Raw genomic sequence first — 22,856 nt, 5'->3', positions numbered from 1 at the left:
CCAGAAAATACGATAAGGAGGATAGATGCCCCCCAGGGAGCGATCGCGAATGCCCCAAGGCCTTGAATCAGAATTTCGGCAGCAGGTGGATCGCCTGCATCGCTTGACCGTTGTCATGCGCTGGAGTGTGGTGCTCTTTCTTTGGCTGAGTGTCGGCACATGGAGTCTTTGGGGCTTCCGTTATGAAATGAGCCTCATGCGTGAGCATTTTACGTGGGCAGCGCTGCGCTATGGCATTCTTTTCAATCGGCTGCCGGCGATCGGTTTGGCCCTGTGTATTGGCACGACCCTGAGCGTTCTGTACTGGCAGACCCGCAACATTTTCTGGGGCAGATCCCCGCGGTGGCAGCAACGTCTAGAAAAACAAGTCTTGCGCATTCGTCAGCAGGGGCAACGTCATCCCCTATGGCATTGGGTGTGTCGGCAGTAGCAGCGCTGCAAGGGGCGCTGGCACCGGGAAAATAATGAGCAATAGCAACACCAGTGCCATCAGGCCAAGGGCATCGCGCCAGTTGTCCAATTCACTGACATCATTGAGGGCAGGTTCATCAAAAGCGGGCATAAAGAACAGGATCAGTGCCCAAACAAAGAGCCACGGTTGAATAAACGAGAGAATCAGCACCAGTAAACGGCTAACTTGGCCAATGACTGCCCCCGTTCGATGGCCGTAGATTGCATGAACAATGTGACCTCCATCCAATTGACCCACAGGCATCAGGTTCAAAGCCGTCACTACCAAACCCAGCACCCCCGCCACTGCCATCGGATGCAGGTGTAGCGCACTGTTACTCTTGAGGGTGGCGCCAAAAATGGCTTTAGCAATCAGGGCCAAGAGAATCGAAATACGTGGACTCAACACTTGGGGATTGAGGGACTGCTCCGAAGCATTGGCAGGCAGTTGCACCACCTCGGACTGCTGTAACCCCCAAACTAGAATTGGTAGCGTCACGATCAACCCAGCAATAGGACCCGCAATACTAATGTCGAAGAGGGCACGGCGATGGGGAACAGGCGATCTCATCTGGATAAAGGCCCCCAGTGTGCCCATGGCAAAGGGCAGAGGAATAAAGTAGGGCAGCGTTGCCTTCACGCCGTAATACCATGCAGTGGCAAAGTGTCCCAGTTCATGGATGCCCAAAATCAACAGCAGACTCAGGCTGTAGGGCAACCCCTGCCAGAGCAAACTGGGATTGAGCCGCAGTTCCGCCGCTGTCAGATCAGGCGCCACAAGTGCCAAGCCAGCAACGGTGGTGGTGAGAAAGGTTAAGGCCAGAAGGCCAAGGCTGAGACCAGGACGAAAAAGCTGTTGGGGCTGGGGCAGGCGATCGCGGGGAATCAGGGCAAAAAAAGGCTTATTACTCAAACCCATTTGAAACATGACCAGAAAGCGATCGCCAAAGCGTTGGGCAATATTGCGCTCCACTGTTTCATAGACTTGGTTGGCATCACCGCGCATTTGCCCACGGCAGATCACCGCCTGTGGACGATACTCAATTTGCTGCAGATAGTACATTCCCCAAGGGAAACAGCTCTGCAATTGCGTTTCTTCCTCCTGATTGAGGAGCTTGCCATTGTCCGTCAGTGGTGGTGGCGGGGGTGTGGGTGGCGCAGCCGGTAAGAAGGACTGGCCTCGGCGCAAGAGCACAAGGTAGAGCACCGAACTGGTGACAAAGATCAGGATCAGCCATCCCGAAGGTACAGGTGTATTCCCCAACAGCAGCAGCCAACCTGCAATAAAAAAGGCCGGCAACATCAGCACTAGCCACAGGAGCCACCAAGGGGTTTGACTGACACGGGCAGCACTCTGGCGGACAATAAAGACCAAGATTAAACCCAATACAATAAGGGAAATCCATGTCATGATTTGGATACCTGTGGCTCAACAACAGAAACTGCCCCGCCTTGTATTACCGAGGGTCTATGGGTTTCCACCCAACCGCGAGACACTGGGAGGTACTGCTTATCTCATTGTAGAAAATGATGGCAATACCCTTATTGATGCGCCCTTTTGGACAGACACAACTCAGGATTGGCTCAGGGCCCAGGGGGGCGTTCAGCGCCTTATCCTTACCCATCGCGGGGCGATCGCCCGCGTCAGGGAAATTCAGCACACCTTCAACTGCGAAGTGATCATCCATGAGCAGGAGGCGTATCTGCTGCCCCAAGTGACGGTAACCCCGTTTAACCACCATCTAGCTATCGGTGAAACCCTCGAAATTCTCTGGACACCTGGTCACTCCCCCGGCAGCGCCTGTGTCTATTGGTCTTGCCAAGGGGGCGTTCTCTTTACAGGTCGTCACCTACTCCCTACCCCTACGGGAGAACTCGCACCGATTAAAACGGCTACCACCTTCCACTGGCCCCGTCAACTGCGCAGCGTTGAAGCATTAAAAGCCTTCTGTCGGCAGAAGTGCTTAAGTTATCTGTGTCCGGGGGCAAATATAGGTTTTCTGCGGGGGACGCTGGCGATCGCCAACGCCCAAGCCGTCCTGCAAGGACTCTCAGTTGATAACCTTCTTTCTAACAAATTTTAATGTTTTCTTAATTTCCTCTCCAGAGTAATTTTCAGCACCCCGGGTTCGGAAATAGGAACTGGGAGAGATCGTTAAACCCCACTTGTATCAAGACTTCCATGCTCTATAGTGAAGGTAGCCAGAGGGAATCAGCCCAAGTCACCAGCAAAAGCAGTACAAGCAAATTTGGTTGTTGGTGCTGTTCTCTCTGTCAACCATCCCGTGGGCAATCTAAAGCCTTAAGGAGTACAGGAGGATAAGCGTATGGCACTCGTTCGTTGGGAACCGTTCCGCGAAATTGATGCAATTCAACGCCAAATGAACCGTCTATTCGATGAATTGATTCCCTTGACGGAGCGGCGCAGTGATCTTAGTTTTCTGCCCGCCGCAGAACTGGAAGAAACCCCTGAAGCCCTTTTCTTGAAAGTAGAGCTTCCGGGGATGGATCCCAAAGACATTGACGTTCAAGTTACAGCTGAAGCGGTTTCCATTAGTGGCGAACGCAAATCTGAAACCAAAACTGAAACAGAGGGCATGAAACGTACAGAATTCCGCTATGGCAAATTCCAACGGGTCATTCCTCTGCCAGTTCGGATTCAAAACACCGATGTCAAAGCCGAATACAAAGATGGTATCCTGCGCCTGACCCTGCCGAAAGCGGAAGAAGAGAAAAACCGCGTCGTCAAAGTGAGCCTTGCCTAATCCGCCCCTTTGAGGCCGAACAGTCAAGGTTGTTGAACAAATGATGACGATCCCCCAGCAATGGGGGATTTTTTTGAGCGTCAGTGAATGGCAGAAAAAGTTATGAAGCTAAAGCCACCTCAACCAGTTGTTGCAATTCACCACTTTGGTATAGCTCAATGAGAATATCGGAGCCACCAATAAACTCGCCGTTGATAAACACTTGGGGAATCGTTGGCCAGTTGGAATACTCCTTAATCCCTTGACGAATCTCAAAATCCTCAAGGACATCCACTGTTTCATAGGGGACGCCGAGGGCATTCAAAATTTGCACCGCATTGTTAGAAAAACCGCATTGGGGCATCAGCTTGCTCCCCTTCATGAAAACAATGATCTTGTTGCTCTTGACAAGGTTATCAATTTTGGCATGGAGTTCGGGTGTCATCGTTCGCTTTCCCTCTTAAGTTGACAAGTTACAAAATTGCATTCTAAATCACTGACGTTGTGCCCATTGTTGGGGAGTATAGGTCTTCAGGGCAAGGGCGTGGAGTTCATTGCTGGCCATGAGATCCTTGAGGCTGCTATAGACCAATTGGTGCTGCTGCACCAGTCCCTTGCCCTCAAAGGCGGCGGAGACCACTACCGCTTCGTAATGATCGCCACCCCCCGTCAAATCCTGTACTTGAACAAAGGCATCGGGCAAGCTGGATTGAATTAAGGTGGTCAGTTGTTCAGGAGTAACCATAGATCATTATTTATTTTTGCTGGAGGCGACAACCCTCTGAGTCTATCTTTTTTAGTGTATCGCTAGATGTTAAGTTGTTGGGGTCTGAAGGGGCTGACACTGGCGAAGGGCACGCACCAATTCCTCAAGGTGAATAGGCTTGCTCACATAATCGTCCATGCCTGCATCGAGACAAAGCTGGCGATCGCTCTCCATGGCATTGGCGGTCATGGCAATAATTCGCGGACGGGGTTTCTTGAGCCCTTGAAACAGTTGAGTCACTTCTCGGGTAGCCGTAATGCCATCCATCTCCGGCATTTGCATATCCATCAAGATTACATCGTAGGGCTGCCGCTGCACCGCATCCAGGACCTCCAAGCCGTTGGCCGCAATATCACCGCGATAGCCCAACTTTTCCAAAATCCGCAACGCCACCATCTGGTTGACCTTGTTATCTTCAGCCACCAGAATGCGCAGGGGCGGTAATTCGGTTTTTAGCTGTTCAAAGGATGGCGCTGTGGCTGGTTTGGAGGATACGGCTTTCTGCTTTTCGCAAAATAAATTATTCAGGGCATTGTACAGTGTCGATTGTTTCACGGGCTTGCTGATCAGGCTAGAGAATAGAGTCTTCTCTGACTCCGTGAGGGTATTTCCCAAGGAAGTGAGAAGGATCAGGGGCAATTGACCGTAGGCTGTGCGAATTTGGCGAGCGAGGGCAAGCCCATCCATCTCAGGCATCTGTAGGTCTAGAATAGCTACATCCGGTACCCCTTGTTGTTGGAGAAGCGTAAGGGCACTGGCCCCACTATCGGCCACCAGGGGGTGCATGTTCCATTTTTTGGTTTGTAGCGCTAGAATTTGGCGATTGGTCGCATTATCGTCGACAATAAGAACGCGGCGGTTTGCAAGGTGGCAAGTGTCATCAACTGCCTCTGGTGCCGACTTCGGATTGAGCAAAAACCGCACCGTAAAGTAAAAAACTGATCCGCTCTCGGGTATTGGAATTGACTCATAGGCCGCCGGGGGTGTTCCGCCTACGGTGAGGGGTTCTTCCGCCTTTTTGCTTTCTACCCAAATTTGCCCCCCCATCCGCTCCACAAGGCGTTGGCAGATGACTAAACCTAGTCCAGTGCCGCCATACTGACGAGTGGTGGAGGCATCCACTTGGCTAAAGGGCTTGAAAAGGCGATTCATGCCGGCTGGAGAAATACCGATCCCTGTATCCTGAATGGCAAATAAGTAGGAGTAATATGAGGGCATAAATTCATACTGACTCATCGGTGTTGGCATTGCCTTCACGTAGAGTGTGACATTGCCTTTTTGGGTAAACTTGATGGCATTGCCGATGAGATTGACAAGTACCTGTCGCAGCCGTCCCATATCGCCAATGACAGTGCAGGGCACCCCTGCATCAATGTCGGCAGCAAGTTCCACCTCACGTTCGGCGGCACGACTTGCCAATAGATCGAGGACTTCTTCAACGCAAGTGCACAGATTAAAGGGATAGCTCTCCAGCTCCAACTGACCCGACTCAATTTTCGAGAAATCGAGAATATCGTTGATTACCGCCAGCAGAGCATCCCCACTGAGGCGAATGGTATTGACAAACTCCTGTTGTTGGGGATTGAGGGGGGTGTCGAGCAGCAGTCCGGTCAGACCAATGATGGCGTTCATGGGGGTGCGAATTTCATGGCTCATGGTGGCCAAAAACTCGCTCTTGGCACGGCTGGCTTCCTCGGCAGCTTGGCGCGCTGTTTCTAGGAGCTTTTGCTGCTCCATCATTTGGGAGATATCTTCCCAGGTACCGACAAAACTATCTGTGGCGCTGCTTTGCTGGAGGGGAATGATGCGGGCGTTAATCCAGTGACTGCTGCTATCGTGATGGACAATTCGAAATTTCTCATGGAAAGGTACTCTTTGCTGCTGGCATGTTGCCCAGGCTTTCAAGACGCGATCGCGATCCTCAGGATGGAGACGTTCTATCCACCGCTGTTGAGCTTCCTCTAGGCTGTGAACCTGCAACAGTTGCAGTAGCCTCTGGTTAAGAAACGTGGGTTGTCCTTGGGCATCCAGGGTAAAAATCCCCACAGGTGCCATTTCACTGACACTGCGAAAGCGGGCGTTACTGGTTTCCAGTAGCTTCTGTAAGCTCCGTTTGCGTTGGCGATCGCGGGCTATGAGTAGGACAGCTACGGCGGCCAAGAGACAGAGTGCAGTAAAGGAGAGCAAGAAGTCGCGATTTAAGCGCTCCAGGTATAACTCTATGGAGCTGTTGGGTACGAATCCAATCAACCACCAACGAATGTTACTTTGGAGGCGAGATGAATGCGCTGCGCTCTCAGCAGAGACAGAGTCCTCCTTCAACGGAGAAAAACTTTGATAGACAAATAAGCCATCGGCGCTAAACAGGCTGCCCCTCGACTGATGTTGCATTTGCTGCCACAGGAGGGGGTACTGCTGGCGGACAGTGAACTGCCGTCGCTCAGGAAAATGAAATCCCCACTGCTCGCGAATATCTTCCCCAAGAAGCCAATAGCCCTGATTGTTTGCGAGCAGGCACAACCCTCCTTGGGTGTTACATATCCCAAGCAGCGCCTCGAAAAGATGGTTGACTTGGTAACGGAGAAGGAGCACTCCCTTGCGTGTGGACTGGTGGTACAGAGGTACCCCCACATACACCACCGGCAACGGAAAACGCAGGCTTTCGGTCTCTATAATGTCCACAGGGGAGACAAACACTTGATCAGGAGCTAATTCCCGAAGGAGAGGCCAGTAGGGGGGAGTGGCTTGCAGCGAAGAGCGGGGGGTAATCTGGGGCATTGCCCTCCACTGAAAACGGATTCTGCCCCTGCTATCCAGCACATAAAGGAGATCGTAATACTTCTTAAAGTGATGCCACTGCTCTACTGTGTCCTGTGCTTCTTGATCTATGTCCTCCCTCTGTTCCCTAGCGGTGCTATCAACTAACTCGTGCCAGAGATGAAGGCTGGCCAACACCTTGAGATCATTTACAGTATCGCCGAAGGTATTCGCCAGCATCAAGTTAATATTCTCTAGTTTACTTTCTTGTTCTACTCGAAGCTCCTTGAGAAGCGCCTGCCGTTCGCTAAAGTAAAGTGGTGTCAAAAGAGCAGCTATTGCTGCGGTTGTCGGCAAAAGAAGCTGAAGGAGGGAGAGCAAAGGAAAGCGAAACATGAAGATTCTCACCCGCGGTGACGATTCTTTGAAGAGGAAACTGCCGATGCAACACTTATCAAAACAATTATCAAATAGTGTATCGTGGGGAATGAAGTGATGGTTGAGTTCCGATCGAGCGATGATTGAACCTTTACTATGTGGGATTGTTTTAGGGCTGATTCCAGTGACGTTGGCAGGGCTATTCTTTGCTGCCTACCAACAATACAAGCGGGGCAGCCAGCTTGAACTCTAGGGCATTGCCCAAAACACGATTTGCGAAGACCACTCCTGACTATGGCTTTGCCGATTGTTGCTGTCGTTGGCCGCCCCAATGTGGGCAAATCAACCTTTGTGAACCGCCTAGCCGGCGAACGGGATGCCATTGTCCACGATGAGCCGGGAGTAACTCGCGATCGCACCTACCGACCGGCTTTTTGGCAAGATCGGGAATTTTTGGTCGTGGATACCGGGGGCTTAGTGTTTGATGATGATAGTGACTTTTTGCCCCTGATTCGTCAGCAGGCAGAGCTTGCCCTGCAGGAGGCCACGGCAGCGATTTTTGTGGTAGATGGTCAAGCAGGGCCTACGGCACTCGACTATGAGATTGCGGCGTGGTTGCGCCAGCTTCCTGTACCCGTTTTAGTGGCGGTGAATAAATGCGAGTCGCGCCAAATGGGTCAAGTACAGGCGGCGGAGTTTTGGTCCCTGGGGCTGGGAGAACCCTACCCGATTTCTAGTATCCACGGCAGCGGTACGGGGGAGTTGCTGGATCAATTGATTACCTACTTGCCATCGGGGGAAACGCTTCCCGAGGCGCCGGAGATTCAGGTGGCCATTGCAGGGCGTCCCAATGTGGGTAAATCTAGCTTGCTCAATGCCCTAATTGGGAGCGATCGCGCCATTGTCAGTCCGATTTCAGGTACCACCCGCGACGCCATTGACACAGTGATTGAACACGAGGGCACCCAGTACCGCTTCATTGATACCGCTGGTATTCGGAAACGGACTCATGTGGCCTATGGGCCCGAGATGTTTAGTGTCCATCGTGCCTTTAAGGCCATTCACCGCTCCGACGTGGTGCTGTTGGTGTTGGATGCCCTTGAAGACATTACCGAACAGGATCAACGCTTGGCAGGGCACATCGCCGATCAGGGGCGGGCCTGTGTGCTGATTGTGAACAAGTGGGATGCCGTCCCCGACAAAGATACCTATACCATTAACGCTTATCGCGATCGCCTATATCAGCGGTTGCATTTTCTGGAGTGGGCAGATGCCCTTTTTGTCAGTGCCCATACGGGTCAACGCCTTGACAAAATTTTTGCGGCGGTGGATGCGGCGGTTGAACAACACCGTCGCCGCGTCAGTACAGCAGTGGTGAATGAAGTCATTCAAGAAGCCCTACGCTGGCATACTCCCCCCGCCACTCGCCAAGGCCGCCAAGGGAAAATCTACTACGCTACCCAAGTCGCCACCCAGCCGCCAACATTTGCGATTTTTGTCAACGATGCCAAACTCTTCAAGGATAACTATCGCCGCTACATTGAGAGCCAAATTCGTCAGCAGCTAGGATTTCGGGGTACCCCAATTCGCCTCCTTTGGCGGAGCAAGAAACCTCGTGAAGCTGCTGAGTTGGTTGCCCATTAGGGCTGTCGTTCAACTTTTTTCACCAAGCTAAATTTTCCGCTTTGGCCATCATCACTCATCTCAATCTGACCGACGTAAAAGAAGCGTTGCAGCACCTCTCCCTCAGGTGTAAAGCGAATTTCTCCAAGGGGGGTTTCATAGACTCCCTTGAGAATCTCTTGGTTCAAGGCCTGACGCAAATCTGCAAGGGGCAATTCCGACACGTTCTTTTCTTGGGAAAGGCGCGCTAAGGAGTCCGCAAAGACCTGAACCGCCGTAAAGGCTTGGGCACTGAACTGAGAGGGGACTTGGCCATATTTGGCTTCAAAGGCGTTGCGGAACTTGACGTTCATCGGATCGGGGTTTTCGGAATTATAGGCCTGCGCCACCAGAACCCCATTACAGAGACGACGACAGACAGGGAGGATGTTGACGGTATTGACGCCATTGCCCCCCAAAATTAACCCTTGGTAGCCCAGTTCCCGCAGTTGACGAATGAGGTTACCGCCGTCCGCCGCTAGGCCAGAGATGACAATTAAGTCCGGTTTGACACTGAGGGTGGCATTGATTTGGGCTTGGAAATTTGTATCAGTGGTTTGGGTTTGCTGGACACTCACCAGTTCAAGCTGGGGATGCTCACGAATGGCTTTTTGAAAAATCTCGGTTTCTGACCGACTAAAGGCATCATCTTGGGCAAAGAAGACAGCCACTCGGCGAATGTTGGGGTTAATCTCAAGGGCCGCTTGAATCGCCGTGGGCGCCACCACCTCCACCCCTGCGGAGATGCGACTAATGAAGGCACCAATTTCAGGAATGCCACGGGCTGTATTGGAGGGAGCGACAACCGGTACCCCCGCTTGCTCGGCAATGGGATCGGCACTAAAGGCTTGCTGCGAGAGGGTAGGGCCGACAATACCAATCACGCGATCGCCATTGATCAAGGTTTGAAAAACATTCACTGCGCCGGCCTCATCACTGCCGGTATCCTGAATCACCAGCCGCAGGGTCTGCTCCTTGATTTGGCCTGATTGATTAAAAAATTCGGCGGCGACTCGCACCCCCTGGAGTTGCTCTTGGCCGTAGAGAGCCGCATTACCCGTTTGGGCGAGGGCAACCCCAAGGGGCAATGCCTTCTTGTTTGCTGAGGGAGACTCGGTTGCCGTACAACTGCTGAGGGCGATCGCCCCCAATGCAAGCATTAACCAGGGATACTTCACCGCCAATTAGACCCGTGCTTCCAAGGACTTCAGGTATTCTGTATTCACCCCAGACTCGCGCACAAGGGCAATTTTACCGGTGCGGGCAATTTCGCGAATCCCAAATTTATTCAGCATTTGTACTAGGGCAACCATTTTGCCAGGGTCACCGGAGACCTCGATGATTAGTGAATCGTCGGACACATCCACCACCTTAGCGCGGAAAATTTGCACCAGTTCCAAAATTTCAGAGCGGGTACTGGCGGTGGCATTCACCTTCAGGAGCATCAGTTCCCGTTCTACACAGGGAATTGTGGTAATATCCTGCACCTTGAGGACGTTGATCAGCTTGTAGAGTTGCTTGGTCAACTGCTCAATGACAGCATCATCTCCAGGCACCACCATCGTAATACGGGAGATGCCAATTTGCTCTGCCGGTCCTACCGCCAAGCTCTCGATGTTAAAGCCACGCCGCGCAAATAGACCGGCAATGCGAGTGAGGACACCCGCCTCATCTTCCACCAAAACCGATAGGGTATGTTTCATAACTGGGATTGAATCTGGCTGCCGTGCTGGGATGCTGATTCTCTTTAGTTTAGCGGACAAGCCGACACTCTGCGAAGAGGCGGTGGGCAATGCGAAAGAGTTCCTGCCCCGTATGCAGATAGCGATCGTCGTAACTGTGGCTAAATTGCTCTAGTTCGTCGAGACCATCCACCAGTTGATTCAAACAGTAATAGAGGTGGGCTGCCACCTTGGCTACAGCTGCGGGGTTGGGTTGGGCTTGAAATGTATAGCGGGCACGGGTAAGGGCGCGGCGACAGTCCTGCAAGTAGGTGAGGAACTGATCCATGAGGTCATCATCAAAGGGATCGGCAGCGAGGGCATCAATCTGCGGGGGGAGCGATCGCAAGACCGCGTCAATAATCTGAGTCACGGGCTTGTAGGTGAGTGCCAGCCATTGTCCTAGCTCGCGATCGGCAGCTTGGAAACGCCGAACATCGAGCCCAGCGTCTTTGGGGTGGACACGGTACTGGGCATCATAGGCTTGCCGAGACTGCTCATCCCCCAAGATTTCATAGGCGGCGTTAATGGCAGCCATTCGCTCGTGGCTGGAGCGATCGCTGGGGTGGTAGTCGGGGTGATACTGCTTTACTAAGCGCCGATAGGCGGCCTTAATCTCGGCTTGGGTGGCAGTAACGGCCACCTGTAGGGTCACGTAGGGATTGGGCTGGAGCATGGAAATTGTGGGCAGACCTCTATATTTAGGTTAAAGTGCTGATTTGGCGGTGTCGAGAAATGGTTATCTATGGAACTGCAAGAACGCCTTGGGGGAGCCAATATCTATCTTGTGGGCATGATGGGTGCCGGTAAAACCACCACGGGTCGCATCCTGGCACAACGCTTGGGCTACGGTTTTGTGGATACCGATGCTGTGATTACGGAGTTTTGCCAACGACCGATTCGCGAGATCTTTGCCCAAGAGGGGGAGCCTGCCTTTCGCAAGTTAGAACAACAGGTCCTAGCACAAGTCTCTAGTTACCATCACTTGGTGGTGGCCACAGGTGGCGGCATTGTCCTTAACCCGATGAACTGGAGCTATCTGCATCACGGTATTGTGGTCTGGCTTCATGTCCCCCTTGCGGTGCTCTGTCAACGCCTGCGCCAAGATCAAGAGCGGCCCCTACTGCAGGAACAACCCCTTGAGGAACGCTTGAGTGAACTGCTGCAAGCGCGTCAATACCTCTATGCTCAGGCAGATTTAGAGCTAAGGATCACGGTGGAAGATACCCCGGAAACGGTGTGCGATCGCCTGTTGGAAACGCTACCCCATATCTTGAAACCAATGGAACCATGCTAGAGGTTTTGGCCATTCTTTCAGCGGCAGCAGCAGGGGGACTACGCCTGGCACTTCCCCTCCTGTTGATAGGTCTATTGCAGGGGGAACAACTCTGGTCACAGGTACCTTTGTTGCGCCATTGTTCCCCCTATTGGGTAGTTGGTGTGCTGGCTGCTTGGTCGTTCCTGGAGATCTTTCTTTCTGGGAACCTCTGGGGCTACCGCTTCATTATCCTTGTGCAACTGTGCTTTAGCCCCCTTGTGGGTGCCCTCCTTGGCATGACCGTGGCAACAGCAACAGATACACCCCAGTGGCTCATTGGTACCTTTAGTGGTCTTTTTGCCTTTGTGTTGCAATTGGTGCAGGTGGGCTGGTTTTATCGCCTAGGGAAGCTACCCCGTTGGGTCATTGTCGGGCAGGATATCCTGTGTGTGCTGTTAGTTTTATTTGCCCTGAGGGCACCCAAGCAGGGCGGGTTGATTGCCTTACTCCTGTTGTGGTTGGCCGTTCGCAGTGCTAAGGATTGGCAGCAACGACATCGGTACTCCCGTCGCCGCAGGTTAAATTCTTAGCACTTGTGCTAGAGTCTCTCTAGCGTGGCAGGAGGAGGTGGATGTGAAGCGACAGGTATTCATCGCAACAGCAATGATGAGTGGGGCGATCGCTAGCCATACCGCCTTTGCCATGCCTTCCCCCATGCAACAACTTCTGCAAACCAATGCTTGTCCCGGCTGTGACCTGCGGCATGTTGATTTGCGCGGCTATAACTTGGCGGGGGCAAATTTGCGGGGTGCCAATCTTGAGGGCGCCAACCTCCAGGATACCAACCTCATGGTGGCCAATTTGGTAGGGGCAAATCTGAGTAATGCCAACCTCACCGCCGCCTATTTAGAACGAGCCAACCTAGAACAGGTCAATCTTAGTGGTGCTAACCTTAGCCGTGCAATTTTGCGCCACAGTCGTGCTCGCCGTGCCAATTTCAGCAACAGCAACTTAACGGGAGCCGATGTCCGCTGTGGGGATTTTCGCCGCGCCAATCTCAACGGTGCTACCTTTGAGCAAGCCAATATGCAGTGGGCACGGTTAAACAATGCCACGGTCGGTCAGACCAACTTTAGCGATGCTTACCGTCCCCGTATGCCCTATCGCCGCCATCTCCCCTAAACGCGGGGGGTAGCACTCATCAGTTCGTAGGGAACCTTGGTGCCCCCAAGGCCGCAGTAGCCATTCACATTGCGGTGGAGGTATTGCTGGTGGTAGGGTTCGGCAAAGTAAAATTCAGGTGCTGGCAGAATTTCAGTGGTGATCGCACCGTAACCTGCGGCTTTTAGGGCTGCTTGGTAGCGATCGCGACTCGCCTCGGCAAGGGCTTTTTGCTCAGGGGAATAGTAGTAAATACCGGAGCGATACTGCGTCCCCACATCATTGCCTTGGCGCATGCCTTGGGTAGGGTCATGGTTTTCCCAAAAGACCTTGAGCAATTCCTCATAGGTCACCTTCTGGGGGTCAAAGACCACCCGCACCACCTCATTGTGACCTGTCATGCCCGTACACACCTCTTCATAGGTGGGATTGGGGGTATAGCCGCCCGCATAGCCCACAGCGGTCACATAGACCCCGGGCACCTGCCAAAACTTGCGCTCAGCCCCCCAAAAGCAGCCCATGCCAAACATTGCTAACTCCATGCCTTCGGGATAGGGAGGAGTGAGGGGATGACCATTAACCAAGTGAGCCTTTGGCACAGGCATGGGTTCTGCTCGGCCGGGTAATGCAGTACTGGGGCTAGGCATTGTCAACTTTTTGAATCCGAAGAATCCCATGATTGATGTCCCCTCGATAGTTCACTACGCTTTTATATTCTGACGAGCTTTTGGTGAGTCGTGCTAGGATTGACTGCCGTCTCAAGCTTTAGTTGGCTGCTTGCTGACGTTCCCATTCCCTTAGGGGGCGCTGGAGGGCATTTTTGAGCTCAAGGGGAACAAGGGTCACTGTCATTTTTTCGCGGGGTTCTGAGGGAGGGTCAATTTCCGCGTAGAGCTTGAGGCCGTCAAAGGTGGTGTCCCCCAGGTGTAAACGGTGCTGCTGGCCGTCTTTGAGAGTGATATCCACAGTGGTCAGGGGGGGAGCAAGGCCATAGTCTCTGGCACGTTCAGTAGGTACGTCGAGGGAGCGATCGCGCTGCCCTGTGGTCAATAAGTTGAGTAAGAAGACGACTGTGCCCTCTTCTGCGGGGGTTTGCTTTTCCCGATCAATCACCCAGTTGCCTGTAGCCAACTTTTTCAAGTTCAGGCTGTAATCAGGGGCAATAATTTTCAACGCCACAACCTCCGCCTCTTGGAAATGGAAAAGGGGTTGCTTGATTTGGGTATCACTGCTGTTGGGGCTGGGCAGTTGTTGCTCAAAAAGCAAGAGACCGCCGCCTAAAATGGCTGCCGTTGCTAAAAGAACTAGCGTTTTTGTGCGGATGCCACTTGCCATGACCTACCAATTATAAGGCCATTGATAGGGGAGACGCTCAAGCCCCTTGGCGCAGCCTATCGAGCACTGAGCGATCCTCCAATGTTGAAGTATCCCCAACCACCTCTTGACCTGCGGCTAGAGAACGCAAGAGCCGCCGCATGATTTTGCCTGACCGCGTCTTGGGCAGGGCATCTGTGAAGCGAATCTCCGCTGGACGTGCCAAGGCACCAATTTCCTTGACAACGTGTTGCTTTAATTCCTGTTGGAGGGCATCACTGGGGGTTGCCGATCCTTCCAGAATCACAAAAGCAACGATCTCTTCTCCTTTGACCTCGTCGGGTTTACCCACAACGGCGGCTTCAGCAACGGCAGGGTGGGAGACCAATGCTGATTCAATTTCCATGGTGCCCAAGCGGTGGCCAGAGACATTGATTACATCGTCAACCCGTCCCATTACCCAAAAGTAGCCATCCTCATCCTTGCGGGCGCCATCGCCGGCAAAGTAAAAATACTGACCATTGCGAGGTGGAATGTGCTCCCAATAGGTGCGGCGGAAGCGATCAGGATCGCCATACACGGTGCGCATCATCCCGGGCCAAGGGTGACGAATGACCAGATAGCCACCCTCATTGACGCCGACAGGGTTGCCCTCAAGGTCCACGACCTCAGCGAGAATCCCCGGGAAGGGCTTGGTGGCAGAGCCGGGCTTCATGGGAATTGCCCCCGGCAGTGAGGTGATCATATGACCACCGGTTTCCGTTTGCCACCACGTATCCACAATCGGGCAGCGCTCACCGCCAATGACGCGGTAGTACCACATCCATGCCTCGGGGTTGATGGGTTCACCCACGGTTCCCAACAGGCGTAAGGAGGAGAGGTTGCGTGCCCGGGGCAAATGTTCGCCCATTTTGATAAAAGCACGGATCGCCGTCGGCGCCGTGTAGAAAATGGTGACCCCATACTTCTCAATCACATCCCAGAAGCAACCGGGATTGGAGGCGCGGGGTGCCCCTTCATACATGAGGGTGGTTGCCCCATTGGACAGTGGCCCATAGACAATATAGCTGTGACCCGTAATCCAGCCAACATCGGCGGTACACCAATAGACATCGGTATCTTGGAGGTCAAAGACCCATTGAGTAGTGATGTGGGTGTAGAGGTTGTAACCTGCGGTGGTGTGGACAACGCCCTTGGGTTTGCCGGTGGAGCCGGAGGTGTAAAGGATAAAGAGTAAATCCTCGCTGTCCATAGGTTCGGCAGGACAGTCGGCACTGACCCCCTTTTGCAGATCGTGCCACCAGTGATCGCGGCCGGGCACCATGGTCACTGGCTGTTGAGTGCGCTGCACCACTAGGACATTTTCAACGGTGGGAACCGCCTGATTGGCTAGTGCTTTATCCACTTGCTCTTTGAGGGGCACAATGGCATCTTTGCGCCAGCCACCGTCAGCCGTCACAACCAGTTTGGCTTGGGCATCAATGAGGCGATCGCGCAAGGCTTCGGCACTAAACCCTCCAAATACCACTGAGTGGGGAGCGCCAATCCGTGCACAGGCCAACATGGCAATGGCTGCCTCTGGAATCATCGGCATATAAATACCGACGCGATCGCCCTTTTTCACCCCTAGTTGCTTCAGGACATTAGCAAATTGGCACACTTCGTGGTGCAGTTGGGCATAGGTAAGGGTGCGGCTATCACCGGGTTCTCCTTCCCAGATCAAAGCTGCTTTATTCTTGCGCCATGTCTTGAGGTGGCGATCCAAGCAGTTGTGGGTGATGTTGATTTTGCCGTTAACAAACCACTTGGCATTGGGGGGCTGCCAATCCAGTACCTGATCCCAAGGTTGAAACCACTCTAATTCCTGCTGTGCCAATTCGCCCCAAAAGGCAGCGGGATCAGCTTTGGCCTTTTCGTAGAGGGCATTGTAGGCCTCAAGGGAATTGATCCGCGCTTTGGCCACAAAATCAGCGGAAGGATAAAAAAGGCGGTTTTCCTGAAGAATGGACTCAATCGTGGGATGACTCATCCGTTTTATCCGTGGCAGCAGGATCTATCATAGGGGCGATCGCCCCCCTGCTGAAGAGTCTTACCGTTGAATCCAATCCAAACCAATCCCCCGCGCCATCATCGCTGCCAAAAAGGGAATAGCGCTGAGAAAAGCCAATTCAGCCCGAATCACCCAAGTCAAGCGCTGCACAGTCGGCAACTCGAGGGTGGGTACTTTCTCTTCCCGCAGCGGTTTAATCCACAGTAGGAAAGAAATCGTCGGATACAGCGACAATAACCCCACTAAAATAAATAAGCCCACTTTGAGGTGAAAGACAGGGTTGCCTAAATAATATTCAGTGCCTTTGCCAAAATAAAGAACCCGTAAGATTCCGGTCACAAGAACGGTAACCGCAGCAATGCCATAGAAGGCATCGGCAATCACCAATCGCCAAGCCTGTTTGAGGTCTAAGTCTTTGCGCAGGGTGAGGTGCTCCACCACAAGGGCAGCAAAAGCCACCATAAGGCTGAGGTAGTGTAGATAGGCGATCGCGGCACTGCTCCAAAGGTCATTCATCCAAAGTGTTCCTTGGCAACTGAGAGACTTTGCAAAAAGGGCTGTATTGATCCTAGGGGGCAGCCTTGGGATGCGCAAGTGCCAACCCCCAGAAGTTTTTAGGCTTTAGCCACGGCCTAGATCTTTGGCCATAGAACGGAAGAAGTCCAAGCTCGGATCGCTGCGACGGCGTTCCTGTTCTTCTGCTGGAGGCGTCATGATATCATTGACACTCGGTTCCAGTTTACCTTTGTTTTCTGCTTCTGGATTCACCCTTTCGATGGAGGAGACCAACTCCACCACTTCTACTTCTTCTTTGGCACCGCCAGTTGCAGGGAAGGTTTTTTTCACGACCCTGGGGGTACGCATGTACTCAATGTTGCTGTAGGTCTTGGCTTCATCGGGATCGAGAAAAAAGTCTTTGCTGGGTGGGGCATCAGCTTGCTTGCCCCGACGGAAAAGACCATCAAAGAGTCCCATAGCCGAATTGTTACCTTTTGTGAAAAACCGCTGATCAGTTTACACTAAACAAAAGCTTAAGGGGGGCTATCAGAAATTCCACAAATGAGTGGCGATCCCTAATCCTGGGGGCAGTTTTTGTCCCTTAGGTTTTCTAACTCTAAATCCTCATGGTAGGTTAACGGTGGAAATGCCACAGGATGCAGAACCATGCAAGCCAAAACCAAAGGGGAATCGCTCGTCCGCTTACTGAATGTTGGGAAGGCCTACCGTCAGCCCAACGGTCAGGTCATTAGCATTATGGAAAACATTGACCTTGAGTTACGCACAGGGGAAATTGTTGCGCTGTTAGGGCCCTCAGGATCTGGTAAATCAACCCTGATGCGCATTATTTACACATTATTACAGGTTGGGCAGTAGCCAGCGATCGCAGGGAAAACAATACTTCCAGCAAGCCTTTGCCAAGCAAAACCAAGTCTCGCGAGGCATTCGGGAAGAAATTCAGCAGTTTAGTCACCGCACGCTTGTCCAAGGCTAGCCCCCTGGCTGCAACAAAAGCTGGGCAATTGGCAGCTCAGTAATATCCCTGTCCATCAGAGGCTGTACTTGTTCCAAGATAGAGAAAATTTCTTGGCGACAGTTCCATTGAGGATTCTCACCGTACTCAAGGGTGAGATGTACTAAAATTTCCAGTGCATAGTCAGGGAAGTCTAGGGCATCCGCGATAGCTGCCAGTTTTAGTAGGTGTACTGGCGTCTGCAGGTGAGCATTTTGCGGCTGTTGATCGTGGCTGAGTAAATCTCGCAGGTAGATCGCATCTGCCCATAGAAGTTGGCCTGTTCGCCGTTGAGACCGTAAAGGTGAAAGGTAACGCGGCAAGCGGCACCAGCCGTCATTAGTTAACAGATCAAAGAGCACAAAGCCTTGCCCTCGCAAGTAAGCATCAATATCACTAAAGAGGGGTTGACCTCTATACACCTCTGAGAACTCAACTTCAATAATAATCCCTAAAGTAGTTGCGGCTAAAAGAGCCTCACCCCCTTTCAAAACATCAAGATCTGCACCTTGAACATCCACCTGGAGAACGTCCACGCTCTCCAGTCCTTTCTCTTGGGCAAAAGCGCTCAGGGTAGTTGTTTCCACCTGGACGGTTGCTTCAATGTTCAGACTAGGGTTAAATCCTTGAAAGCGGGATGTATAACTCAAATTGGGCTCATAGAGAGAGCTGCAGTGGGTTGCACGCGTAATATAAAGGGTTGCTTCACCCACTGCTCGGCCAAGGGCAAGAGGATAGTGCCGCTCAAACCAATGGATTCCTTGGGCTTCGAGAGCAGCATTTGCCTCATCACAAGCCTCTGGATCCGCATCAAAGCCATAAATCTTTAAGTTGGGAGCAAAAATATGCCAAGGGGATTGGGCATAGTTATCTTCACGATAGATTTTGCGAGAACCAACAATGCACAGGGTCAAGGAAATGGGGTCAAGCTTTCCAGCAGTCTTTAGCGTGTTGTTAATGAGTCCCATGGCACGATAGAACTTGTACAAGTGAACCAGTGTTCTGAGTCATGTTCCAAGACTGAGTGTATTTTGCTCAATTCTAGTTACCTAGGCCAGGTAGCCGCTCCGACATCATTGATTTTTTTCTAATTTTCATTCCTTGGCTCTCCAAGACTGAAGTCCTCATGATAGTTTAACGGTGGAAATGCCACAGGATGCAGAACCATGCAAGCCAAAACCAAAGGGGAATCGCTCGTCCGCTTACTGAATGTTGGGAAGGCCTACCGTCAGCCCAACGGTCAGGTCATTAGCATTATGGAAAACATTGACCTTGAGTTACGCACAGGGGAAATTGTTGCGCTGTTAGGGCCCTCAGGATCTGGTAAATCAACCCTGATGCGCATTATTACAGGTTTGGTTGCACCTACATCTGGGCAGGTCTTGTACCGCGAGCAGCCAATGCAGGGCTTGAATCCGGGGGCTGCGATTGTTTTTCAAAGTTCGGCGCTCTATCCGTGGCTAACGGTTTTGGAAAATGTGGAGTTGGGGCTAAAGGCCTTGGGAGAAGGTCCGCGATCGCGCCGGCGCAAGGCACTGCGGATGATTGACATTATTGGCTTAGACGGGTTTGAAAATGCCTACCCCAAGGAACTGTCGGGGGGGATGCGGCAGCGGGTGGGATTTGCCCGTGCTTTGGCGGTGGAGCCGGAACTCCTGTGTATGGATGAGCCATTTTCGGCCTTGGATGTGCTGACCGCCGAGAACCTGCGTTTTGAACTTCTCGATCTGTGGCTAGAGCACAAAATTCCTACCCAGAGCATTTTGATTGTCACCCACCACATTGAAGAGGCGGTGATTCTCGCCGATCGCATTATTGTTTTGGGGAGCAACCCCGGTCGCGTCCGCGCTGATTTTCCAGTCACCTTGCCCCACTATCGCGATCGCAAGAACCCCGAGTTTCAAGCCACGGTGGATCGCATCTATAAAATTCTCACTAACCCCCATGTGGACGAATTAGAGGAACTGGAACCCAGGCCAACTACCATTGCCAGCCCTCAGGAACCGCGTTACCCGCTGCTTCCCCATGTGCGCATTGGCTCGATCGCCGGTCTATTGGAACTCCTAGAACACCGCAAAGAGGACCTCTACCGCATTGCCCAGGAGTTGCAATTGGAGCTAGATGATATTCTGCCCATTGTCGAAGGTGCCCAGATGATGGAACTAGTGGAACTGAAAGAGGGGGATATCAGTGTGACCCCTATTGGCAATGCCTTTATTCAGGGGGACATTGACCAGCGCAAGCTGATTATTCGTCAGCAACTCCTCAAGCATATCCGCCTTGTGCAGCAAATCCATACTTTCCTGATGGCCAAGCAAAACCACCGCATTCCTGAAAGTTTGGTGCTGGATATTCTAGAGCGACACTTTACGCCGCAGGAGGCCGAGCGCCAGCTCAATACCGCCATTGACTGGGGACGCTATGCCGAACTCTTTGGCTATGACGAACCGTCTAAGGAAATTTTCCTTGAAGTCAGTGAACCTGAAGAGCCACTGCCCCTTGAAACGACTGCCGTTTGACAACCGCCTAGGGAGACTGTTTTTGGCTAAATTCCTCTAGGGCTTCCATGACGTGGGTGGCATACATCAAGGCAGGACCGCCGTCCATGGCCACAGTCACCATTAGGGTCTCCATGATTTCCGCAGCGGTTGCGCCCGCCTGCAAGGCAGCACGGGTATGGAAGGCAATGCAGCCATCACAATGCTTGGCCACACCAATGGCTAGGGCAATCAGCTCTTTAGTTTTAGTGTCAAGGGCACCAGGGGTTGAAGAGGCACGACTCAAGCTATAAAAGGCTTTCATGGCATCGGGCATCGCTGCCGTCAGCTTTGCCGTGTAGGATTTGATGTGGTTAATTTGTTCGGCGTACATTGCTGTTCTCAAACATTTCGTGTTATGCCTATCATCGCCGCTAAACGGCGCTATCCTACTGAAACTTCAACGTTTTTTCTTCTTTGTGTTCCTTTGATGGCAAAAAGCGGTTAGGGAATAAAATAATTTGGACAATTTCAATGTGTACCTATGCGATTCTATTGGCTAAGTGCGGCAGGTCCTCTGAGTATGATGTTCTTGGCAGTGGGGTGTCAAGCGGCAACGGTGCCGTCAGCACCAGCAGCAGTATCTACAACAGTTACACCGTCCCCTGTTGCTGTATCTTCCCTCTACACCGTACTGGATGAGTTTGGCCAACCTCAGTTTCAAGTGGATGGGCGCAAACTGTTTCGCGATCGCCCCCTGCCACCGCACCGCATTAGCACCGCTCCCATGAAGCTACTGCAAGTGTTGCGCAGCACTCGCCAGTATTTTCAAGACTTTAGTGCAACCGACCCCATTACCCAACGGGAAGGCATTCTGGCGATGAAGGGGGTTACGCTGCCCCAAGTCCTCGAGACGCTAGATTTCATGATTGCGACGCTCACGGTAGATATTAGCCGCAAGCGGCCAATTCGTTTGCAGGACCCCGCATTTATTAATCAGCACTTTCGTGTCATTCAATGGCTGCCCCACAATCCCCGCAATCCAAACCAAACTGAAGAATTGCGCCTCACTAACTACGCGGTATTTACCCATCGCGGATCACGCAGCCGCACGCAGACCTACAATGCGGCCCTTTATGCTCTGCCGCCCCATGTTCCCGATCAACCAGAGGATTTATTTTATAAGCAACTCACAAAGCAACAGGTGCTCGCAGGGATTTTTGAACCGGGTGGCTCCCTCTATGGACGGGTGAAGCCTTTGGCCTACCTAACGAGGAGAGGGCTTGAGGATGCCCTGATGCAGGGGACGATTTTGGTGCAATTTACCGATGGCACTGAAGAATTTTTCAATGTGGATCGCCATAACGATATTCCCTTTGCCAAGGGGCTTGATCCCTATGAGCAGCGGCGCTACTGGTATTTTCGCCAAGTGGCTGCCATTAAGGGCTACGGCAGCACCATTGAGAACAAAATTAATATTGAGCCTGAAGTGACGTTTGCTGGCGATGTCTGGAATATTGGTCTTGGCCGAGTCGTTGTAGTGGAAGATACTCAGGGCGGTCGGCCTAAACTGCGCCTTGGTGTGATTGCCGATACGGGGGGAGCTTTTATGCCCAATCTCTATCAGTTGGACTTTTTGGCGGGAATTTTTCCTGACCGTGCCAGCTATCAAGCGGCTGCTCGTCGCATACCCCATTACGTCCGTGCCTATATCCTGATTAAGAAATAAGCCTAGCGCTGACCGAGAAATTTATGGGTTTGGGGAATGACGCGCACGTGGGTCAGCCGTGCCTTGAGTTGCCCTTGCCACTTGAGGACTTGGTCAGGGGTGGGTGGGGGGGTACAGCGACCGGTACCTACGGGCGTCACAGGTTGGAGAAAGACGGGGATATGGGGGTTTACGCTGGCCACAAGGGTACTGAGCCGATCGAGATCGGCCGGATCAGTGGTGCGGGAAATAATCACTTTGCAAAAGACCTCAACAGAGGCGCGATCGCACAGGCGCAAAAAGACTTTATGGGCTGACCAATGGCATTCACCGCTGACACTGGGGAGCTTGATGTCCATACCCACGCTATCGATAGCGGGAAGAATGAGTTGAAGCGCCTCTGGATGATGTCCGCCCGTTTCAAGGTAGAGGGGCAGGGAGCTGTGAGCCTTGAGGAGGGGCAAAAATGGTGCCAGCGTTGCGGCATGAAGCAGGGGTTCGCCGCCGGTGAGGCTAATACTGTCGTGGATTGGCGGAGTATTGAGCTGCTGTACGGCTTCGAGAATATGGGCAGCAGGGACGGGGTTGGGGATGGCTTGAAAGTGGCGATCGCCACTCTGCTCTTCAATCAGGGCATGGGAGGGAACAAACCATGTATGAGCACTGTCACAATAGGTGCAGCGTAGATCACAGCCTGCCAAGCGAATAAATATTTGCCGACACCCCACATTGGCGCCCTCCCCTTGAATGGCTGAGAAGATCTCCACCAAGGGAAGCGCAATCTGCGCAAGGGAGGAATAATCCTTAATTTGCTGCTCTTTTACAGAAATCACAGGGGGTAGGCAAGCTTGATCACAATGGAGCCCTCTTCCCGATAGTACCTTAAAGATAGTTAGTAGT

25 protein-coding genes and 1 pseudogene are annotated in these 22,856 nt (G+C 52.4%); 11 read left to right on the top strand and 15 right to left on the bottom strand.

The genetic code is table 11. The annotated features are described in order from the left end of the window. Window positions 1–25: 25 nt before the first annotated feature. The gene (locus IGQ16_RS02260) at window positions 26–430 is read left to right on the top strand and encodes a hypothetical protein (protein ID WP_297060095.1); all 405 of its coding nucleotides are present in this window, start codon (window positions 26–28) and stop codon (window positions 428–430) included. Here the strand turns inward: IGQ16_RS02260 and IGQ16_RS02255 are convergent. Beyond that, on the bottom strand, window positions 404–1,861 hold the full coding sequence (locus IGQ16_RS02255; protein WP_297060093.1) for a site-2 protease family protein: 1,458 nt from the start codon (window positions 1,859–1,861) through the stop codon (window positions 404–406). The genes IGQ16_RS02260 and IGQ16_RS02255 overlap by 27 nt on opposite strands. Here IGQ16_RS02255 and IGQ16_RS02250 point away from each other — a divergent pair. Then, window positions 1,860–2,534, top strand: a complete 675-nt coding sequence (locus IGQ16_RS02250; RefSeq protein WP_024125802.1) for an MBL fold metallo-hydrolase — start codon at window positions 1,860–1,862, stop codon at window positions 2,532–2,534. The two genes, IGQ16_RS02255 and IGQ16_RS02250, sit on opposite strands and share 2 nt — an antisense overlap. A 243-nt stretch (window positions 2,535–2,777) precedes the next feature. Continuing rightward, window positions 2,778–3,215, top strand: a complete 438-nt coding sequence (locus IGQ16_RS02245; RefSeq protein ID WP_024125803.1) for an Hsp20/alpha crystallin family protein — start codon at window positions 2,778–2,780, stop codon at window positions 3,213–3,215. A gap of 100 nt (window positions 3,216–3,315) precedes the next feature. Here the strand turns inward: IGQ16_RS02245 and grxD are convergent, their stop codons facing one another. The 3 genes from grxD to IGQ16_RS02230 all read right to left on the bottom strand — a co-directional run bounded on the left by grxD (window position 3,316) and on the right by IGQ16_RS02230 (window position 7,113). Then, window positions 3,316–3,639 carry a Grx4 family monothiol glutaredoxin gene (grxD, locus tag IGQ16_RS02240; protein WP_024125804.1) on the bottom strand — a complete coding sequence of 108 codons (324 nt, stop codon included), beginning with the start codon at window positions 3,637–3,639 and terminating at the stop codon, window positions 3,316–3,318. A gap of 48 nt (window positions 3,640–3,687) precedes the next feature. Continuing rightward, a complete protein-coding gene (locus IGQ16_RS02235; RefSeq protein ID WP_024125805.1) occupies window positions 3,688–3,939 on the bottom strand; it encodes a BolA family protein in 252 nt (83 codons plus the stop codon). A gap of 69 nt (window positions 3,940–4,008) precedes the next feature. Next, window positions 4,009–7,113 carry a response regulator gene (locus IGQ16_RS02230; protein WP_297060091.1) on the bottom strand — a complete coding sequence of 1,035 codons (3,105 nt, stop codon included), beginning with the start codon at window positions 7,111–7,113 and terminating at the stop codon, window positions 4,009–4,011. Window positions 7,114–7,234: 121 nt separating this feature from the next. On the opposite strand from IGQ16_RS02230, the gene petG reads away from it, so the two are divergent. Further along, on the top strand, window positions 7,235–7,348 hold the full coding sequence (gene petG / locus IGQ16_RS02225) for a cytochrome b6-f complex subunit V (RefSeq protein ID WP_011056721.1): 114 nt from the start codon (window positions 7,235–7,237) through the stop codon (window positions 7,346–7,348). A gap of 41 nt (window positions 7,349–7,389) precedes the next feature. Further along, window positions 7,390–8,739 carry a ribosome biogenesis GTPase Der gene (gene der, locus IGQ16_RS02220; RefSeq protein ID WP_297060089.1) on the top strand — a complete coding sequence of 450 codons (1,350 nt, stop codon included), beginning with the start codon at window positions 7,390–7,392 and terminating at the stop codon, window positions 8,737–8,739. Here der and IGQ16_RS02215 read toward each other — a convergent pair. From IGQ16_RS02215 to IGQ16_RS02205, 3 genes are read right to left on the bottom strand one after another with little or no spacing between them, the layout of a single operon-like run. Continuing rightward, window positions 8,736–9,917 carry an ABC transporter substrate-binding protein gene (locus IGQ16_RS02215; protein ID WP_297060087.1) on the bottom strand — a complete coding sequence of 394 codons (1,182 nt, stop codon included), beginning with the start codon at window positions 9,915–9,917 and terminating at the stop codon, window positions 8,736–8,738. The genes der and IGQ16_RS02215 overlap by 4 nt on opposite strands. A 24-nt stretch (window positions 9,918–9,941) precedes the next feature. Further along, a complete protein-coding gene (gene ilvN, locus IGQ16_RS02210; RefSeq protein ID WP_011056724.1) occupies window positions 9,942–10,460 on the bottom strand; it encodes an acetolactate synthase small subunit in 519 nt (172 codons plus the stop codon). A 49-nt stretch (window positions 10,461–10,509) separates the two neighbouring features. Further along, window positions 10,510–11,154 carry a J domain-containing protein gene (locus IGQ16_RS02205; protein WP_297060085.1) on the bottom strand — a complete coding sequence of 215 codons (645 nt, stop codon included), beginning with the start codon at window positions 11,152–11,154 and terminating at the stop codon, window positions 10,510–10,512. A gap of 69 nt (window positions 11,155–11,223) precedes the next feature. Between IGQ16_RS02205 and IGQ16_RS02200 the strand changes: the two genes are divergently transcribed. Genes IGQ16_RS02200 through IGQ16_RS02190 form a run of 3 tightly spaced genes read left to right on the top strand, consistent with a single transcriptional unit; the run spans window position 11,224 to window position 12,918 of the window. Further along, complete coding sequence (locus tag IGQ16_RS02200) at window positions 11,224–11,775, top strand: shikimate kinase (RefSeq protein ID WP_024125810.1); 552 nt, start codon at window positions 11,224–11,226, stop codon at window positions 11,773–11,775. Further along, on the top strand, window positions 11,769–12,326 hold the full coding sequence (locus IGQ16_RS02195; RefSeq protein ID WP_024125811.1) for a DUF4126 domain-containing protein: 558 nt from the start codon (window positions 11,769–11,771) through the stop codon (window positions 12,324–12,326). Before IGQ16_RS02200 ends, IGQ16_RS02195 begins: the two co-directional genes overlap by 7 nt. Window positions 12,327–12,369: 43 nt before the next feature. Further along, window positions 12,370–12,918 carry a pentapeptide repeat-containing protein gene (locus IGQ16_RS02190; RefSeq protein ID WP_297039473.1) on the top strand — a complete coding sequence of 183 codons (549 nt, stop codon included), beginning with the start codon at window positions 12,370–12,372 and terminating at the stop codon, window positions 12,916–12,918. Here the strand turns inward: IGQ16_RS02190 and msrA are convergent. The 5 genes from msrA to IGQ16_RS02165 form a co-directional block, all read right to left on the bottom strand. Further along, window positions 12,915–13,574, bottom strand: coding sequence for a peptide-methionine (S)-S-oxide reductase MsrA (msrA, locus tag IGQ16_RS02185; protein ID WP_024125813.1), 660 nt, complete (start codon window positions 13,572–13,574; stop codon window positions 12,915–12,917). The genes IGQ16_RS02190 and msrA overlap by 4 nt on opposite strands. A gap of 88 nt (window positions 13,575–13,662) precedes the next feature. Next, window positions 13,663–14,232, bottom strand: a complete 570-nt coding sequence (locus IGQ16_RS02180; protein ID WP_297060083.1) for a DUF4340 domain-containing protein — start codon at window positions 14,230–14,232, stop codon at window positions 13,663–13,665. A 37-nt stretch (window positions 14,233–14,269) separates the two neighbouring features. Then, a complete protein-coding gene (acs, locus tag IGQ16_RS02175) occupies window positions 14,270–16,240 on the bottom strand; it encodes an acetate--CoA ligase (RefSeq protein WP_297041166.1) in 1,971 nt (656 codons plus the stop codon). A 60-nt stretch (window positions 16,241–16,300) separates the two neighbouring features. Continuing rightward, window positions 16,301–16,777, bottom strand: a complete 477-nt coding sequence (locus IGQ16_RS02170) for a DUF2214 family protein (RefSeq protein ID WP_024125816.1) — start codon at window positions 16,775–16,777, stop codon at window positions 16,301–16,303. A gap of 105 nt (window positions 16,778–16,882) precedes the next feature. After that, window positions 16,883–17,236 (bottom strand): hypothetical protein, encoded by a 354-nt coding sequence (locus IGQ16_RS02165; RefSeq protein ID WP_297060081.1) that lies wholly within the window; start codon window positions 17,234–17,236, stop codon window positions 16,883–16,885. Between the two features lie 189 nt (window positions 17,237–17,425). Here IGQ16_RS02165 and IGQ16_RS02160 point away from each other — a divergent pair. Next, window positions 17,426–17,620, top strand: a pseudogene (locus IGQ16_RS02160) (ATP-binding cassette domain-containing protein); the annotation flags it as partial. A gap of 129 nt (window positions 17,621–17,749) precedes the next feature. On the opposite strand, the gene IGQ16_RS02155 reads toward IGQ16_RS02160, so the two are convergent. Continuing rightward, entirely contained in the window at window positions 17,750–18,760 is a 1,011-nt protein-coding gene (locus IGQ16_RS02155; RefSeq protein ID WP_024125819.1) for an FkbM family methyltransferase, read from the bottom strand. 177 nt (window positions 18,761–18,937) lie between these two features. Here IGQ16_RS02155 and IGQ16_RS02150 point away from each other — a divergent pair, with 177 nt between their 5' ends. After that, window positions 18,938–20,290, top strand: coding sequence for an AAA-associated domain-containing protein (locus IGQ16_RS02150; protein WP_024125820.1), 1,353 nt, complete (start codon window positions 18,938–18,940; stop codon window positions 20,288–20,290). A 7-nt stretch (window positions 20,291–20,297) separates the two neighbouring features. On the opposite strand, the gene IGQ16_RS02145 is transcribed toward IGQ16_RS02150, so the two are convergent. Beyond that, window positions 20,298–20,642: a carboxymuconolactone decarboxylase family protein gene (locus IGQ16_RS02145; RefSeq protein ID WP_024125821.1), complete on the bottom strand. Its 345-nt coding sequence runs from the start codon at window positions 20,640–20,642 to the stop codon at window positions 20,298–20,300. A gap of 150 nt (window positions 20,643–20,792) precedes the next feature. Here IGQ16_RS02145 and IGQ16_RS02140 point away from each other — a divergent pair, with 150 nt between their 5' ends. After that, window positions 20,793–21,977 carry a hypothetical protein gene (locus IGQ16_RS02140; protein WP_297060078.1) on the top strand — a complete coding sequence of 395 codons (1,185 nt, stop codon included), beginning with the start codon at window positions 20,793–20,795 and terminating at the stop codon, window positions 21,975–21,977. A gap of 2 nt (window positions 21,978–21,979) precedes the next feature. Here IGQ16_RS02140 and IGQ16_RS02135 read toward each other — a convergent pair whose 3' ends face one another. Continuing rightward, complete coding sequence (locus tag IGQ16_RS02135) at window positions 21,980–22,786, bottom strand: 7-carboxy-7-deazaguanine synthase QueE (protein WP_367116108.1); 807 nt, start codon at window positions 22,784–22,786, stop codon at window positions 21,980–21,982. Window positions 22,787–22,856: the final 70 nt, after the last annotated feature.

Source organism: Thermosynechococcus sp. M3746_W2019_013, from assembly GCF_015296045.1.
Lineage (GTDB): Bacteria > Cyanobacteriota > Cyanobacteriia > Thermosynechococcales > Thermosynechococcaceae > Thermosynechococcus.
This window is presented reverse-complemented; position numbering and strand designations above follow the sequence as displayed.

Excerpts from the sequence above, each read along its gene's own strand:
- IGQ16_RS02260 (WP_297060095.1), top strand. The coding sequence starts at position 26 with ATGCCCCCCAGGGAGCGATCGCGAATGCCCCAAGGCCTTGAATCAGAA.
- IGQ16_RS02250 (WP_024125802.1), top strand. The coding sequence starts at position 1,860 with ATGATTTGGATACCTGTGGCTCAACAACAGAAACTGCCCCGCCTTGTA.
- IGQ16_RS02255 (WP_297060093.1), bottom strand. The coding sequence starts at position 1,861 with ATGACATGGATTTCCCTTATTGTATTGGGTTTAATCTTGGTCTTTATT.
- IGQ16_RS02245 (WP_024125803.1), top strand. The coding sequence starts at position 2,778 with ATGGCACTCGTTCGTTGGGAACCGTTCCGCGAAATTGATGCAATTCAA.
- grxD (WP_024125804.1), bottom strand. The coding sequence starts at position 3,639 with ATGACACCCGAACTCCATGCCAAAATTGATAACCTTGTCAAGAGCAAC.
- IGQ16_RS02235 (WP_024125805.1), bottom strand. The coding sequence starts at position 3,939 with ATGGTTACTCCTGAACAACTGACCACCTTAATTCAATCCAGCTTGCCC.
- IGQ16_RS02230 (WP_297060091.1), bottom strand. The coding sequence starts at position 7,113 with ATGTTTCGCTTTCCTTTGCTCTCCCTCCTTCAGCTTCTTTTGCCGACA.
- petG (WP_011056721.1), top strand. The coding sequence starts at position 7,235 with ATGATTGAACCTTTACTATGTGGGATTGTTTTAGGGCTGATTCCAGTG.
- der (WP_297060089.1), top strand. The coding sequence starts at position 7,390 with ATGGCTTTGCCGATTGTTGCTGTCGTTGGCCGCCCCAATGTGGGCAAA.
- IGQ16_RS02215 (WP_297060087.1), bottom strand. The coding sequence starts at position 9,917 with ATGCTTGCATTGGGGGCGATCGCCCTCAGCAGTTGTACGGCAACCGAG.
- ilvN (WP_011056724.1), bottom strand. The coding sequence starts at position 10,460 with ATGAAACATACCCTATCGGTTTTGGTGGAAGATGAGGCGGGTGTCCTC.
- IGQ16_RS02205 (WP_297060085.1), bottom strand. The coding sequence starts at position 11,154 with ATGCTCCAGCCCAATCCCTACGTGACCCTACAGGTGGCCGTTACTGCC.
- IGQ16_RS02200 (WP_024125810.1), top strand. The coding sequence starts at position 11,224 with ATGGAACTGCAAGAACGCCTTGGGGGAGCCAATATCTATCTTGTGGGC.
- IGQ16_RS02195 (WP_024125811.1), top strand. The coding sequence starts at position 11,769 with ATGCTAGAGGTTTTGGCCATTCTTTCAGCGGCAGCAGCAGGGGGACTA.
- msrA (WP_024125813.1), bottom strand. The coding sequence starts at position 13,574 with ATGGGATTCTTCGGATTCAAAAAGTTGACAATGCCTAGCCCCAGTACT.
- IGQ16_RS02180 (WP_297060083.1), bottom strand. The coding sequence starts at position 14,232 with ATGGCAAGTGGCATCCGCACAAAAACGCTAGTTCTTTTAGCAACGGCA.
- acs (WP_297041166.1), bottom strand. The coding sequence starts at position 16,240 with ATGAGTCATCCCACGATTGAGTCCATTCTTCAGGAAAACCGCCTTTTT.
- IGQ16_RS02170 (WP_024125816.1), bottom strand. The coding sequence starts at position 16,777 with ATGAATGACCTTTGGAGCAGTGCCGCGATCGCCTATCTACACTACCTC.
- IGQ16_RS02165 (WP_297060081.1), bottom strand. The coding sequence starts at position 17,236 with ATGGGACTCTTTGATGGTCTTTTCCGTCGGGGCAAGCAAGCTGATGCC.
- IGQ16_RS02150 (WP_024125820.1), top strand. The coding sequence starts at position 18,938 with ATGCAAGCCAAAACCAAAGGGGAATCGCTCGTCCGCTTACTGAATGTT.
- IGQ16_RS02145 (WP_024125821.1), bottom strand. The coding sequence starts at position 20,642 with ATGTACGCCGAACAAATTAACCACATCAAATCCTACACGGCAAAGCTG.
- IGQ16_RS02140 (WP_297060078.1), top strand. The coding sequence starts at position 20,793 with ATGCGATTCTATTGGCTAAGTGCGGCAGGTCCTCTGAGTATGATGTTC.